The sequence below is a fragment of the Chromobacterium sp. LK11 genome, assembly GCF_001043705.1.
GTDB classification, from domain to species: Bacteria; Pseudomonadota; Gammaproteobacteria; order Burkholderiales; family Chromobacteriaceae; genus Chromobacterium; species Chromobacterium alkanivorans.
Genome location: NZ_LDUR01000018.1, coordinates 15,994 through 29,930, shown reverse-complemented (window position 1 = coordinate 29,930; position 13,937 = coordinate 15,994). Strand labels below are relative to the sequence as shown.

General features: G+C 64.3%; 10 protein-coding genes and 1 rRNA gene. 2 read left to right on the top strand and 9 right to left on the bottom strand.

Features of this window, described 5'->3' with window-relative positions; translation table 11 throughout:
- The first annotated feature begins 44 nt into the window (after positions 1 to 44).
- A 5S ribosomal RNA gene (rrf, locus tag VK98_RS13100) occupies positions 45 to 159 on the top strand.
- Between the two features lie 255 nt (positions 160 to 414).
- On the opposite strand, the gene VK98_RS13095 is transcribed toward rrf, so the two are convergent.
- Together VK98_RS13095 and dnaE are read right to left on the bottom strand one after the other, a co-directional pair.
- Entirely contained in the window at positions 415 to 858 is a 444-nt protein-coding gene (locus VK98_RS13095) for a GNAT family N-acetyltransferase (RefSeq protein ID WP_048414462.1), read from the bottom strand.
- Positions 859 to 979: 121 nt separating this feature from the next.
- Positions 980 to 4,429 (bottom strand): DNA polymerase III subunit alpha, encoded by a 3,450-nt coding sequence (gene dnaE, locus VK98_RS13090; RefSeq protein WP_048414461.1) that lies wholly within the window; start codon positions 4,427 to 4,429, stop codon positions 980 to 982.
- 111 nt (positions 4,430 to 4,540) lie between these two features.
- Between dnaE and VK98_RS13085 the strand changes: the two genes are divergently transcribed.
- On the top strand, positions 4,541 to 5,149 hold the full coding sequence (locus tag VK98_RS13085) for a flavin reductase family protein (RefSeq protein ID WP_048414460.1): 609 nt from the start codon (positions 4,541 to 4,543) through the stop codon (positions 5,147 to 5,149).
- Here the strand turns inward: VK98_RS13085 and VK98_RS13080 are convergent.
- The 7 genes from VK98_RS13080 to VK98_RS13050 all read right to left on the bottom strand — a co-directional run bounded on the left by VK98_RS13080 (position 5,124) and on the right by VK98_RS13050 (position 13,814).
- On the bottom strand, positions 5,124 to 6,047 hold the full coding sequence (locus tag VK98_RS13080; RefSeq protein WP_048414459.1) for a VirK/YbjX family protein: 924 nt from the start codon (positions 6,045 to 6,047) through the stop codon (positions 5,124 to 5,126). The genes VK98_RS13085 and VK98_RS13080 overlap by 26 nt on opposite strands.
- Before the next feature lie 120 nt (positions 6,048 to 6,167).
- Positions 6,168 to 7,871 carry a glycosyltransferase family 39 protein gene (locus tag VK98_RS13075; RefSeq protein ID WP_048414458.1) on the bottom strand — a complete coding sequence of 568 codons (1,704 nt, stop codon included), beginning with the start codon at positions 7,869 to 7,871 and terminating at the stop codon, positions 6,168 to 6,170.
- Between the two features lie 184 nt (positions 7,872 to 8,055).
- Positions 8,056 to 8,310: a PhaM family polyhydroxyalkanoate granule multifunctional regulatory protein gene (locus VK98_RS13070; protein WP_019102797.1), complete on the bottom strand. Its 255-nt coding sequence runs from the start codon at positions 8,308 to 8,310 to the stop codon at positions 8,056 to 8,058.
- 79 nt (positions 8,311 to 8,389) lie between these two features.
- A complete protein-coding gene (locus tag VK98_RS13065) occupies positions 8,390 to 10,666 on the bottom strand; it encodes an NADP-dependent malic enzyme (protein WP_048414457.1) in 2,277 nt (758 codons plus the stop codon).
- 155 nt (positions 10,667 to 10,821) lie between these two features.
- Positions 10,822 to 12,108 (bottom strand): TRAP transporter large permease, encoded by a 1,287-nt coding sequence (locus tag VK98_RS13060; RefSeq protein ID WP_048414456.1) that lies wholly within the window; start codon positions 12,106 to 12,108, stop codon positions 10,822 to 10,824.
- Complete coding sequence (locus VK98_RS13055; RefSeq protein ID WP_048414455.1) at positions 12,105 to 12,719, bottom strand: TRAP transporter small permease; 615 nt, start codon at positions 12,717 to 12,719, stop codon at positions 12,105 to 12,107. Before VK98_RS13055 ends, VK98_RS13060 begins: the two co-directional genes overlap by 4 nt.
- A 96-nt stretch (positions 12,720 to 12,815) precedes the next feature.
- Positions 12,816 to 13,814 (bottom strand): TRAP transporter substrate-binding protein, encoded by a 999-nt coding sequence (locus tag VK98_RS13050; protein WP_048414454.1) that lies wholly within the window; start codon positions 13,812 to 13,814, stop codon positions 12,816 to 12,818.
- Between the last annotated feature and the right edge of the window lie 123 nt (positions 13,815 to 13,937).

Genomic DNA, 13,937 nt, shown 5'->3' with positions numbered 1-13,937 from the left:
ATGAAACATCAACTCAGGCTTCTTTTAGTTTGTACAAGTTTATGTCTGGTGGCCATAGCGAGGTGGTCCCACGCCTTCCCATCCCGAACAGGACCGTGAAACGCCTTAGCGCCGATGATAGTGTGGCATTCGCCATGTGAAAGTAGGACACCGCCAGACGCCCCATTGCGAAGCCCAGCTCATACGAGCTGGGCTTTACGCATTGCGCTGGCGCCGCCGGAACAAAGAAGCCTCCCCATGGGAGGCTTTGTTGCGTCCGCGGCTCTTAGAACCTGTTTACGATCTCGCGAGCTATGGCGAGACAAGGCGAAAATGGCTGAGAAAGCGGAATGTACACGTGGTACATGAGCATTTCGAAGACGTTTTCAACGCTGTATCGCCGACGCGCAGCAGATCGTAAACAGGTTCTTAGAATTAGAAGTCCAGGCGCATCACCAGGCGTGGATCGTTGTCGCCGAAGTAATGAGGCTGATGCTCGACAACGACAAAGCCAAGCTGCTGGTACAGCCTGGCCGCGGAGTTGTCGGGGTGAACCGTCAGCTTGGCGTGGCTGGCCTGGCGAGTCCGCAGCGCCTGCAGCAAGGCTTGCAGCAGCTGCTTGCCTACGCCTTGTCCGCGGCAATGCTGGTGGACCGCCAGCGACATGATCCAGAATTCGCCTGGCCCGCTGCCCGGCGCGCCGATGATGTAGCCGCCCAGCTCGCCGTCTTGCGCGCCCGGCGCGACGAAGAACAGGTCCGGCCACAGGTCATGGGCCTGGCGGAAGAAAAAGTCCGGATAGACGTGGTGGCCGAATACCGCTTGCTCGATCTGGAAGACCGGGGCGACGTCTTGGAGTTGCGCCGGGCGTGCCGTCATCTGAAAACATCCTTTTGCTGTGGTGCGTTTGAGCGGGGAAGCCTACTGCAATGTCCGGCGCTTGCAAAGCGCGGGCATGAAAAAAGCCGCGCTGGGCGCGGCTTGGCGGGAGCGTGGCGGCTCACCACATCACTTTGACCTTGTCGTTGCCCAGCCAGTCCTGCAGCGCCAGCAACAAGCCGTCGTCCAAGCGCACGCCCCAGGGCGGCGGCAGCATCAGGTCGCCGCTGGCCGCGCCGTTGTTGTAATGGATGCGCACCGGGCAGCCGGCGTCTTCGCTGCGGAAGGGGTGCAGCTGGGCCTTGAGCTTGCTGACGTCCACCTTGCCGGCCAGCTTCAGCGACAGGCTGCGGGCGTAGCGGCTGCGCGCCTCGCCCAACTCGTAGACCTTGTCGGCGATGATGCGCAGGCCGCCGGAGAAGTTGTCCTCGCTGACCTTGCCTTCTATCACCAGCACCACGTCGTCTTTCAGCCGGCTGCGGTTGGCTTCGAAGCTTTCCGCGAACAGGCTGACTTCCAGCTTGGTGCTGCCGTCGTCCAGCTGGACGAAGGCCATTTTGCCGCGATTGCCCACCTTGACGCGGATGCCGGTGACGAAGCCGGCCAGCAGCTGCGGCTCCTTGCGCGGGCTGAGCCGGGACAGCGGGGTCTTGATGAAGCCGCGAATTTCCTTGGCGTAGGCGGCGAAGGGGTGGCCGGACAGATAGAAGCCGATGGCCAGTTTTTCCTCCGCCAGTTTGACCGCGTCGCTCCACGGCTTGATCTCGACCATTTCCACGCTGGGGGCGACGTCGTCGCCGAACATGTCGAACAGGCCGCCTTGATTGGCGTTGGCGTGTTCCTGCTCGGCGGCGTTCATCGCCAGGCCGACGTTGCCGAACAGCTTGGCCCGGTTGGGCTCGAGGCTGTCGAAAGCGCCGGCGCGGATCAGCGCTTCGATCACGCGCTTGTTGACGATTTTCTTGTCGGTGCGGCGGCAGAAGTCGAACAGGTCCTTGAAGGCTCCGGATTCGGCGCGCACCGCGACGATGTGGTCGACGGCGGCTTCGCCGGTGCCCTTGATCGCGCCCAGGGCGTAGCGGATATGCTTGCGGTCCACCGGCACGAAGCGGTAGTAGCTCTGGTTGACGTCCGGCGGCAGGAAGACCAGGCCGTTTTTACCGTCCACGCTGTCGTCGTAGAACACCTTGAGCTGGTCGGTGTTGTCCAATTCCGAAGACATGGTGGCCGCCATGAAGGCCGCGGTGTGGTGGGCCTTGAGCCAGGCGGTCTGATAGGAGACCACGGCGTAGGCGGCGGTGTGCGACTTGTTGAAGCCGTACTCGGCGAACTTGGCCATCAGGTCGAACAGCATTTCGGCGAGCTTGGGGTCGTAGCCCTTGGTGGCTGCGCCCTGGGCGATCTTGCCGCGGTGCTCGGCCATTTCCTCAGGCTTCTTCTTGCCCATCGCCCGGCGCAGCATGTCGGCGCCGCCCAGGGTGTAGCCGCCGATGATCTGCGAGATCTGCATCACCTGTTCCTGGTAGACGATCACGCCGTAGGTCGGGTCCAGGCAGGCCTGCAGGTCCGGGTGGTAGTAGTCGACTTCCTGTTTGCCGGCCTTGCGCAGGATGAAGTCGTCCACCATGCCGGAGCCGAGCGGGCCCGGACGATACAGGGCCAGCACAGCGATGATGTCTTCGAAACGGTCGGGCTTCAGCTTTTCCAGCAGCCGTTTCATACCGTCCGATTCAAGCTGGAATACGGCGGTGGTGTTGGCCTGTTGCAGCACCTTGTAGGCCGCGGAGTCGGTGAACTCTAGCAGGTTGAGGTCGGTGTCGAAGCTGGGGTCCAGGTCTTTGATGTAGCTGACCGCCAGTTCGATAATCGTCAGGTTGCGCAGGCCGAGGAAGTCGAACTTCACCAGGCCCACTTTTTCCACGTCGTCCTTGTCCAGCATCGACACCGGCACCGAACCGTCGCCGCTGGCCTGATACATCGGGCAGAAGTCGGTGATCTTGCCCGGCGCGATCAAGACGCCGCCGGCGTGCATGCCGATGTTCCGGGTCAGGCCTTCCAGTTTCTTGGCCAGTTCCCACAGCTCGCGCAGCTCTTCCTCGTTTTCCAGCCGCTCGCGCAGTATCGGCTCCATTTCCACCGCGTCGTCCAGCGAGTACTGCTTGCCGGGCGCGGCGGGAATCAGTTTGGAGATGCCGTCGCAGAACATATACGGCAGGTCCAGCACCCGGCCGACGTCGCGCACCACGGCTTTGGCCGCCATGGTGCCGAAGGTGGCGATCTGCGACACCGCCTCGGCGCCGTATTTCTGGCGCACGTATTCGATCACGCGATAGCGGTTGTCCTGGCAGAAGTCGATGTCGAAGTCGGGCATCGATACCCGCTCGGGGTTGAGGAAGCGCTCGAACAGCAGCGCGTAGGCCAGCGGGTCGATATCGGTAATGCCGATGCTGTAAGCCACCAGCGAGCCGGCGCCGGAGCCGCGGCCCGGGCCCACCGGGCAGCCGTTGTTCTTGGCCCAGTTGATAAAGTCCGCCACGATCAGGAAGTAGCCGGGGAAGCCCATCTGGATGATGGTGTCGCACTCGATCTTCAGGCGCTCGTCGTAGGGCTGCCGCTCCTGGGCGCGCGTTTCCGGGTCGGGATAGAGTTTGGCCAGCCGTTCCTCCAGGCCTTCCTGGGACAGGTGCACCAGGTAGTCGTCCAGCGTCATGCCGTCCGGAGTGGGGAACTGCGGCAGGTAGTTCTTGCCCAGCTGCACGCTGATATTGCAGCGGCGGGCGATTTCCACCGAATTTTCCAGCGCTTCGGGAATATCGGCGAAGCGCTCCAGCATCTGTTCGGTGGACAGGAAGTATTGGTTCGCCTCGAAGCTGCGCGGCCGGCGCTTGTCGCCCAGGGTGAAGCCTTCGGCAATGCAGACGCGGGCCTCGTGGGCCTTGAAGTCGTCCGGATCCATGAACTGGATAGGGTGGGTGGCCACCACCGGCAGGCCGGTCTCGCCGGCCAGCCACAGCGAGGCTTGCAGCGCGTGCTCCACCTGCGGATTGTCCAGGCGTTGCAGCTCCAGATAGAAGCTGTCCGGGAAGCAGCGTTCCCAATATTCGGCGCGGCGGCGCGCTTCGTCGCGCTGGCCCATCAGCAAGGCCTGGCCCACGTCGCCCAGGTGGGCGCCGGACAGGCAGATCAGGCCGCTGTTGTCGCCGTTTTCCAGCCAGGCGCGCTTGAGTTCGGCGCGGCCGCGGTACTGGTTGTGGGTGTAGGCGTCGGCCAGCAGTTCGCACAAGCGCCCGTAGCCCTGGCGGTTCTTGACCGTCAGCATCAGACGGTAGGGCTTGTCGCGGTCTTCCTCGTTTTCCAGCCAGACATCGCAGGACACGATGGGCTTGACGCCTTTGTCCCGGCAGCCCTTGTAGAACTTGACCATGCCGAAGATGTTCATCAGATCGGACATGCCCACCGCGGGCATATTGTCCTGGATGGCGCGCTTGATGGCGTCATCCAGGCGCACGATGCCGTCGGTGATGGAGAATTCCGAATGGAGGCGCAGATGGATAAAACGAGGTGAGTTCATCGCGCCATTTTACCTGCCGAGCGGTTGCGACACCATCGCCGGGCGCATTTGGCGGCACTAGTATTTTGTTGCTTTGCAGCATTAGAATGATGGCATCAAGGAGGAATCGATATGGACTGCGACATCAAGACCTTGCCGCCGGAGGCGGTCTACCCCTTGCTGGTGGGCAGCGTGCAGCCCCGGCCCATTGCCTGGGTCAGCACTCAGGATTTGCTGGGCGTGGCCAATCTGGCGCCGTTTTCCTTCTTTACCGTGGCCAGCGTGAAGCCGCCGGTGCTGGCGCTGAGCATTCTGACGCCGGCCGGCGGCGGCGAGAAGGATACCCTGGCCAATATTCGCGCCACCGGCGAGTTTGTGGTCAATGTGGTGCCCGAGCATTTGGCGGAGGCGATGAACCTCAGCTGCGGCCCTTATGCGCCGGAGGTGGACGAGTTCGATCTGGCCGGCGTGGGCAAGGCCCGCAGCCGGCAGGTGAGGGCGCCGGGCGTGGAGCAGGCGCCGCTGCGTTTCGAGTGCGTGCTGAACCAGTGCCTGGCCTTGGGCGACGGCGCGGGGGCCGGCAATCTGGTGCTGGGGGAGGTGCGCCACGTGCATGTGGCGGACGAGGCCTGGCGCGACGGCCGCGTGGCGAGCAAGGCGCTGGCCTTGGTGGGCAAGCTGGGCGGCGACGAGTTCAGCCGCGCGGAAGCCGCTTTCAGTTTGCGGCGGCCCGGAGCGTGACGGCGCGGTGGCTCTGGTCGACCAGCTCGTCCAGCAGCGCGTAGCGGCGCTGATATTCCGCGCGCTTCTTGCTGGCGATTTCGGTCAGCGGCTTGCGCGGCAGTTGCAGCGGCAGGCTGAAGAAGCGTTTGCAAGCGGTGGGCTGGGCGTCGAAGGTGTCCCAGAAACTGTCGTAATCGGCGAAGAACTGGCGACGATAGCGCCAGGAACTGTAGATGTGCTGCCACTTGCTGACCGCCAGCACCTGGCTGGCGCCGATTTCCCGGGCCAGCGCGACCAAGGCTTCCACCGCCAGACGTTTGGGAAACAGCCCGTGGCTTTGCTTGGTCAACTGGTGGACGGCGTCGGCACCATGAGGTTTGCGCGGGCCTTGCAAGCCGCCGATGATGATGGCGGTTTCGCCCTGGCGGCGGGTGATGGTGAAGGTCAGCGTGGCGATGGCGATCCGCTCTTCCGAGCAGATTTGCAAGGACAGCTCGCCTTCCTTGTCGAAGCTGTGGCGGTGCGTCAGCAGCGCCGTGATCGCGGCCTCGTTTTTGCCCTGCAGTTCGGCCAGCGTCAGGCCGGCGTCGCTGAGCAGGCTGCGGTAGGCGGCGGGGGACACCCGTTCCGCCAGCGCCTGATAGTGCTCGCGCAGGGCCGCCAGCTTGCCGCTCGGGCCAAGCGAGCGGTAGAGATAAGGACGGTGCAGCTTGCAGGCCAGCCGCGGGTTGGCCTGAAGATGGCGGCGCAGCGCGGGTTGACCCCAGCTGTCCAGCCAGCGCAGCGTCCAGGGCAAGGTCAACAGTCCGCGCAGCGCGAATTTGCAGCGGTTCTTCCCCTCGTCGAATCCGTCCTCGCGGGAGAAGCGCCCGCTGGCAAGGGACCAGAACAAATCCACCGCGTTCAGCGCCGACATACCATAACCTCAAGAAAAAAAGGGTTAAGGCTACGTTATCGCGGCGCTGTGATTGTTAAGGAATATTGGGCAAATTGTGACGAATTGTGACAATTTCGTTGGAAATTGATTCCGTTGTAATTATTTATTGGCCTTCAACAGCTGGCCCAGCGGTTGCTCCAGCCGGTAAAGGCGGAAGCGCTCCTTGGGGTCTCCCGGGCGCTGAAAACTTTCCGCGGGCTTCAGACCGGCCAGGTAGGGCGGCAACTGGTCGTGCAGGGACTGGACCAGCAGCCAGCGGCAGTTTTTGGCCAGCGGCGCGCTTTCCAGCCGCAGCGTGCGGTAGTCGGCGTAGTAGTCCAGCAGCGCGCGTTGCGGCTCGCCCAGGCCGACGCTGGCGACGCACTCGCCCTGTCGGCCGATGTCGGCGAGGACGGGTCGCAGCGGGGCGAAGGTTTCGCGATAGCGCATGCCGTGATCCAGCGCCGGCAGCCACAGCGTGGCCAGGCCGCCCCACAGCAGCACGATGGTCAGGCTCCAGCGCCAGGCGAAGCCAGGGGCGGTGTCGGCCGGGAAGCGTCGCCATAGCCAGATCACGCCGCCGGCGATCAGGCCGAAGGCCAGCCAGGTCCACGGATGCCACTGCGGATGCCAGTCGGTGAACTTGCGGTGCAGCAGATGGCTGGCCCATTGCGCGGGTTCGCCGGTGGAGAGCACCCAGGCGACGACGAGCACCACGGCGCCCAGCGTCAGGCAGAGCAGCAGGCTGAAGCCGGACAAGGCGCGCCAGCCGCGATGGGCGTCGCCGGCGCGCAAGCCGGCGATGGCCAGCAGCGCCAGCGGCAACAGCAAGGGCATCGCGTACAGCTCGCGGGCGTCGCCCGCCAGCGACAAGACCGTCAGCGTCACCAGCCACAGCAAGGCCGGCGCGGCGGGCCAGGCTCGGGTCCATTGCCGGCGGCCGCGCCACAAGCCCCACAGCGCCAGAGGCAACACCGGGATGCCGTACCAGGGCAGGGTGCGGCCATAGAACAGGCGCGGCGCCTTGGGGCCCAGATGGGCGCTGCCGTCGAAACGGCCGAAGTTGTTCACCTTGAACCACAGCTGGAACAAGGCCGGATCGCGCAAGTACAGGCTCAAGCCCCACAGCGCGGCCAGCGGCAGGCCGATCAGCGCGGCCAGCAGCAGGCCGCCGGCGTAACGGCGGTTGCGGTAATCGGGGTGCAGCGGCAGCAGCAAGGCGGTCAGGCCCAGGCAGCCGGGGCCCAGCAGGCCCTTGCTCAAGAAGGCGACGCCGCCGCCCAGGCCCAGCAGCGCACCGCCGAGCAAGGCGCGTCGGCGCAGCAGCACCAGTCCGGCCAGCCCCCAGGCCATGCCGGCCAGCAGGGCGGTGTCGGTGATCATTTGATGGGCGCGCATCGGCAGGCCCAGGCAACCCAGCAGCAGCAAGGCGCCCCAGGCCGCGGCGCGCCGGCCGTACAAGGCGCCGGCGGAGACGGCGGTGCCGGCCAGCGCCAGCGCCATCCAGCCGCCGGCGGCCAGGCGGGCGGCGTCCGGCGCGCTGAGCCAGCCGCCGAACAATTGCATGGTGAAGGCGGCGCTGATGAAGAACAGCGGCGGCTTTTCCATGAAGGGCTCGCCGGCCAGCGTCGGCACGATCCAGTCGCCGGTCTCCGCGACATGGCGCACTAGGCCGAAGGTATAGGCTTCGTCCGGCTTCCAGGGCTCATGGCCTACCAGGCCGGGCAGCAGCCAGGCGACGGCGATAAGCAAGAACAGCCAGACGGGGATGGAAGGCAGGCCGGAATCTGCGGGCTGCGCGGCGTAAGGAGTGGAGAAACGCATGGAGTCCGCGGAAAATTGGTCGTTAATTGTTATGGGAAAGGGGAGGGCGAGCCGTCCCGTTCATCACCTTGAGGCATGGCGACCGCGGGCTTCTGCCAGGAAGATCCGCGGCCGGACGGTAGAGTGTAGCGTTGTTTGCGCGCCAAGCAAACTTGAGCGCGGCCGCGCGGGGGCGGGGGCGGCCTCAGTTGTGCGGCGGGTCTTTCGGCCGCATCGAGTGCAGCGCGGACTTCTGCATTTCCAGGGCTTTGATCTGCATGCTCAGCATGCCCATATTCATGGTCAGCCAGCTTTCCACCACGCGCAATTCGGCCAGCTTGCGGTCTATCTCCTCCTCGCTCATCGGCGGCAGAAACGGCTGCATGCCCGGCGGGGTGGCGGTTTGCCAGAACTGGCGGAACAGGGCGAAGGGATCGTTGGGGTTGAATTCGTTGCTCATGGGCTGTTCCCTCGGCGAAGAAAAAACGGGCAAGCTGCGCTTGCCCGTTCAGTATATGCCTTTACATCCAGGCCGACGCTTACTTGCTGTTCTGCGCGTCCACGGCGGCCAGGGCCACCATGTTGACGATGCGGCGAACCGAAGCGATCGGGGTCAGGATGTGGGCCGGCTTGCTCATGCCCATCAGGATGGGGCCGATGGTCACGCCGTCGGAGGCGGAGACGCGCAACAGGTTGTAGCTGATGTTGGCGGCTTCCACGTTAGGCATGATCAGCAGGTTGGCGGAGCCTTTCAGCGTGCTGTCCGGCATCGCCTGGTTGCGGATGCTTTCCACCAGCGCGGCGTCGCCCTGCATTTCGCCGTCGATTTCCAGGTCCGGCTGCGCCGAGCGGATCTGGTCGAAGGCGGCGCGCATCTTCTGCGCCGACGCGCTGTTCAGCGTGCCGAAGCTGGAGTTGGACAGCAGCGCGGCCTTGGGCGCGATGCCGAAGCGCTTGATCGACTCGCTGGCCATGCGGGTGATGCTGGCCAGTTGTTCGGCGCTCGGGTCGGCGTTGACGTAGGTGTCGGCGATGAAGATGTTGCCGGTGGGCAGGATCAGCGCGTTCATCGCGCCGGCCACTTGCTCCGGGTTGTTGTAGCCGAGCACGGTTTCGACGATGTCGAAGTGCTGACGGTACGGCCCGTAGGTGCCGCAGATCATCGCGTCGGCGTCGCCGCGGCGCACCATCATCGCGCCGATCAGCGTGGTGTTGCCGATCACGCGGCGGCGAGCCTGTTCCTGCGACACGCCCTTGCGCTTGGTCAGCTGGTAATACTCTTTCCAGTACTCGGCGAAACGCGGATCGGATTCGTTGTTGACGATCTCGAAGTCCTTGCCGGCCACCAGCTTCAGGCCCAGCTTCTGGATGCGCATGTCGATGACGCTGGGGCGGCCGATCAGGATCGGCTTGGCCAGACCCTGGGTGACGATTTCCTGAGTAGCGTGCAGCACGCGCTCATCCTCGCCCTCGGTCAGCACCACGCGTTTCGGGTCCTTCTTGGCCTGGGCGAACACCGGCTTCATGAACAAGTTGGTCTTGTACACGAACTGGGCCAGTTGATCGGCGTAGGCGTCGAAGTCCTGAATCGGGCGGGTGGCGACGCCGGAATCCATCGCGGCCTTGGCCACGGCGGGGGCGATCTTGACGATCAGGCGCGGGTCGAACGGTTTCGGAATCACGTATTCCGGGCCAAACGACAGTTCCTGGTCGCCGTAGGCGGTGGCCACCACGTCGTTCTGCTCGGCCAGCGCCAGATCGGCGATGGCGCGCACCGTGGCCAGCTTCATCTCTTCATTGATGGTGGTGGCGCCCACGTCCAGCGCGCCGCGGAAGATGAAGGGGAAGCACAGCACGTTGTTGACCTGGTTCGGGTAGTCCGAACGGCCGGTGCCGATGATGGCGTCCGGGCGCACTTCCTTGACCAGCGGCGGCAGGATTTCCGGCTCCGGGTTGGCCATGGCCAGGATCAGCGGCGCGCGGGCCATGGATTTGACCATGTCCTGGGACACCAGCTTGGGACCGGACAGGCCCATGAAGATGTCGGCGCCGGTCATGGCGTCGGCCAGCTTGCGTTGACCGTTGTCCTTGATCGCGTAGCGCTTCTTGGACTCGTCCAGCTTCTCGTCGCGGCCTTCGTAGATCACGCCCTTGGAGTCGCAGACGGTGATGTTCTCGCGTTTCACGCCCAGCGCCACCAGCAGATCCAGGCAGGCGATGGCGGCGGCGCCGGCGCCGGAAGCCACCACGCGCACTTGCGCGATGTCCTTTTCCACCAGGCGCAGGCCGTTGAGCACAGCGGCGGCGGCCACGATGGCGGTGCCGTGCTGGTCGTCGTGGAACACCGGAATGTTCATGCGTTCGCGGCACTTCTTCTCAATGTAGAAGCACTCGGGCGCCTTGATGTCTTCCAGGTTGATGCCGCCGAAGGTGGGCTCCAGCGAACAGATGATGTCCACCAGCTTGTCCGGATCCAGCTCGTTGACCTCGATGTCGAACACGTCGATGCCGGCGAACTTCTTGAACAGCACGCCCTTGCCTTCCATCACCGGCTTGCCGGCCAGCGCGCCGATATTGCCCAGGCCCAGCACCGCGGTGCCGTTGGAGATCACCGCGACCAGATTGCCGCGCGCGGTGTATTTGTAGGCGTTCAGCGGATCTTCCACGATGGCGTCGCAGGCGGCCGCCACTCCGGGGGAGTAGGCCAGGGCGAGATCGCGTTGGGTGGTGAGAGGCTTGGTCGGGGCAACCTGGATTTTGCCCGGGTTGGGGTACTGGTGGTATTCCAGTGCGCTCTGGCGCAATTGCTCGTCCATTCTCTGGGACTCCTGAGGTTGATCTTTAGGTGGTTGGTTGGTGTAAGAGAGTAACTACACATTATACGGGCTTAACGGCGAGCGGGGCTATCGCCTTGTCGGACAAAAAACGCGATGGCCCATGCCATCGCGTTTTCATGCCCGTTGGGCGCATGCTAATTCAGCATGCCCAGCGCGCGCGGCAGCCACAACGAGATTTCCGGCACATAGGTCACCGCGACGAGGAAGCCCAGCATGGTCAGCAGCCAGGGCCAGACCGCCACCGTCAGTTCGGTGATGCCCATCTTGGTGATCCCCGAGGCGACGTAAAGGTTCAATCCCACCGGCGGATGGCACATGCCCACCTCCATGTTGACGACGATCAGGATGCCGAAGTGAACCGGGTTGATGCCCAGCGCGACGGCCACCGGAAACAGGATGGGGGCCAGGATCAGGACGATGGAGGAGGGCTCCATCACATTGCCGGCCAGGAGCAGCAGGATGTTGACGACCAGCAGGAAGGCGATGGGGCCGAGGCCGGCGTCGATCAGCCAGCCGGCCATGGCCTGGGGAATGCCCTCGCTGGTCATCAGGAAGGAGAACAGCACCGCGTTGGTGATGATGTAGAGCAGCATGGCGGACATGCTGGCCGAATCCAGCAACACCTTGGGCACCTGTTTCAGCGTCATGTCCTTGTAGACGAAGACGGCCACGATGAAGGCGTAGACCGCGGACATGGCGGCGGCCTCGGTGGGGGTGAAGATGCCGCTGTAGATGCCGCCTATCACCACCACGATCAGGAAGAGGCCCCACATGGATTTGCGGAAGGCGCGCCAGCGCTGGCCCCAGTTGGCCTTGGCCAGGCGCGGGTAGCCGAACTTGCGCGCGCGGTACCAGGTGGTGAGGCCCAGCAAGGTGGCCAGCATCAGGCCGGGCACGACGCCGGCCATGAACAGCTGGCCCACCGAGGTGTTGGTGGCCACGGAATACATCACCATCACGATGGAGGGCGGGATCAGGATGCCCAGCGCGCCGGAGGTGGTGATCACCCCGGCGCCGAAGCGGTTGGGAAAGCCCTGCTTGACCATGGCCGGCAGCAGGATGGAGCCGATGGCCACCACCGTGGCCGGGCTGGAACCGGACACCGCGGCGAACAGCGCGCAGGCCAGCACCCCGGCCAGGCCCAGGCCGCCGTGCCAATGCCCCACAAGGCTGGTGGCGAAATTGATCATGCGCTTGGCCACGCCGCCGTGGGTCAGGAAGTTGCCGGCCAGGATGAAGAAGGGAATCGCCATGATCTCGAACTTCTCGATGCCGGTGAACAGCTTGAGCGCCACCGCCTCGATCGGCACCTGGGTCATGGTGAACAGAAAGGTCAGCACCGTCAGGCCCAGGGAAATCGAAATGGGCATGCCGGAGAGCATCAGGACGAGCAACAGGCTGAAAATGATGAGCGCGTTCATTTCTTGTCTCCTCGACGGGAAACGTCGTGCGGATGGAGGTTGTCGTCCAGCGCGTACCAGTTGTCCACCCCGCCCTCATCGTCCATGCCTTCCACGTGGGCGTGGTCGTGCTTGGGCAGGGAGCCGGTTTTGACGAAGGCCCAGGCCACTTGCAGGAAGCGGAAGCACATCAGCAGCGAGCCGCAGGGCACCGCCAGGTAGACGATCCACATCGGCACTTCGAGGTCGGCCGATGTCTGGTCCGTGTGGGCGATCTCCCAGACGAAGGCGGCGCCCAAGGTGCCGACGATGGCGGTGAACAGCGCGCCGGCCAGCAGGCCGAACACGATGAAGCGGGCGCGGTTCTTGTCTCGCAGCCGGTTGATCAGCACGTCCACGCCTACGTGGATGCCGGTGCGCACGCCGTAGGCGGCGCCGAACTTGGCCATCCACACGAACAGGTAAATGGTCAGCTCCTGCGACCAGGCCAGATTGATGTGGCTGACCAGCGGATGCAGCAGCTCGGTGCCCGCCGCGTAGCGGTGCACAACGGCGACAAAGGTAATGAGGGTGGCGGCGGCCATGAGGCTCGCGATCAGCCACTCCTCGAGGTGATCCAGGAATTTCAGCATCGGGCGTCTCCGGGAAGGGAGGTCGGACGGCCGCGCGCCGGCCGCCGCGACGACGCGGGGCGCGCGGTCGCTTGGCGGCGTCGCGGCAGCGGCGCTTTAGTTGGCGGAGAAGCCGGTTTGCTGGTAAATGGTCTTGATCAGCGCGGGGCCGATCCGCTCCGCCATCTTGGCGTGGACGGGCAGCAAGGCTTTCTTGAAGGCCTCGCGTTCTGCCGGCGTGGGATTGTAGATGGCGGTTTTGCCGGATTTGGCGATCTTGGCCAGATCGGCGTCGTTTTCTTTCTTGGCGATGTCGTTGGCGTACTTGGTCGCGTCGCGCATCGCGCTGTCCAACTGGGCGCGCACGTCGGCGGGCAGGCCGTCCCAGAAGCGTTTGTTGACGATCACCGCGTAGCCCAGATAGCCATGGGCGGTGGTGGTCATATGCTTCTGCACCTCGTGCATTTTCTGGGTGTACATATTGGACGGCGGGTTTTCGGTGCCGTCCACCACCCCGGTCTGCAGCGCCTGATACACCTCGGAGAAGGCCATCACTTGCGGCAGCGCGCCCAGCGCGCGCATCTGCTCGTCCAGCACCTTGGACGACTGGATGCGCATTTTCAGCCCCTTGAGATCGGCCGGGGACTTGAGCGGCTTATTGGCGGAAAAGTGCTTGAAGCCGTTGTCCCAGAACGCCAGCCCCTTGATGCCCTTGCTGTCCAGCTTGCCCAGCAACTGCTGGCCCACCGGGCCCTGGGTGACTTTGTGCAAGTCGTCGTAGTTGTCGAACAGATAAGGCAGGTCGAAGACTTCGAACTCCTTGACCCCCAGCGGGCCGAACTTGGCCAGGCTGGGCGCCAGCATCTGCACCGCGCCCAACTGCAGCGCTTCCAGCTCTTCCTTGTCCTTGTACAATTGGCTGTTGGGGTAAACTTGCACCTTGACCTTGCCCTTGGTGCGTTCCTCCGCCAGCTTCTTGAAGTACTCGGCGGCCTTGCCCTTGGGCGTGTCCTGAGCGACGACGTGGCTGAACTTGATGACGATTTCCCCGGCGGCGCAGGCGACGCCGGACAGACTGCCGGCCAGGATGGCCAAGGCGGCGAATTTCAGTTTCATATCTCTCTCCAAATGCTGTTTTGCGTTTAGGCGGGGTGGCGCGTTCTGCTGTGGCAGCCGTATTGTGCCGCCAGCGTCGCGCTCTGTTATGCCATCCTTCTGGACAGTCGGGTTTTACGGTGT

What these genes read in the sequence shown, in the direction of transcription:
- VK98_RS13095 (WP_048414462.1), bottom strand. Translation starts at nt 858, where the DNA reads ATGACGGCACGCCCGGCGCAACTCCAAGACGTCGCCCCGGTCTTCCAG.
- dnaE (WP_048414461.1), bottom strand. Translation starts at nt 4,429, where the DNA reads ATGAACTCACCTCGTTTTATCCATCTGCGCCTCCATTCGGAATTCTCC.
- VK98_RS13085 (WP_048414460.1), top strand. Translation starts at nt 4,541, where the DNA reads ATGGACTGCGACATCAAGACCTTGCCGCCGGAGGCGGTCTACCCCTTG.
- VK98_RS13080 (WP_048414459.1), bottom strand. Translation starts at nt 6,047, where the DNA reads ATGTCGGCGCTGAACGCGGTGGATTTGTTCTGGTCCCTTGCCAGCGGG.
- VK98_RS13075 (WP_048414458.1), bottom strand. Translation starts at nt 7,871, where the DNA reads ATGCGTTTCTCCACTCCTTACGCCGCGCAGCCCGCAGATTCCGGCCTG.
- VK98_RS13070 (WP_019102797.1), bottom strand. Translation starts at nt 8,310, where the DNA reads ATGAGCAACGAATTCAACCCCAACGATCCCTTCGCCCTGTTCCGCCAG.
- VK98_RS13065 (WP_048414457.1), bottom strand. Translation starts at nt 10,666, where the DNA reads ATGGACGAGCAATTGCGCCAGAGCGCACTGGAATACCACCAGTACCCC.
- VK98_RS13060 (WP_048414456.1), bottom strand. Translation starts at nt 12,108, where the DNA reads ATGAACGCGCTCATCATTTTCAGCCTGTTGCTCGTCCTGATGCTCTCC.
- VK98_RS13055 (WP_048414455.1), bottom strand. Translation starts at nt 12,719, where the DNA reads ATGCTGAAATTCCTGGATCACCTCGAGGAGTGGCTGATCGCGAGCCTC.
- VK98_RS13050 (WP_048414454.1), bottom strand. Translation starts at nt 13,814, where the DNA reads ATGAAACTGAAATTCGCCGCCTTGGCCATCCTGGCCGGCAGTCTGTCC.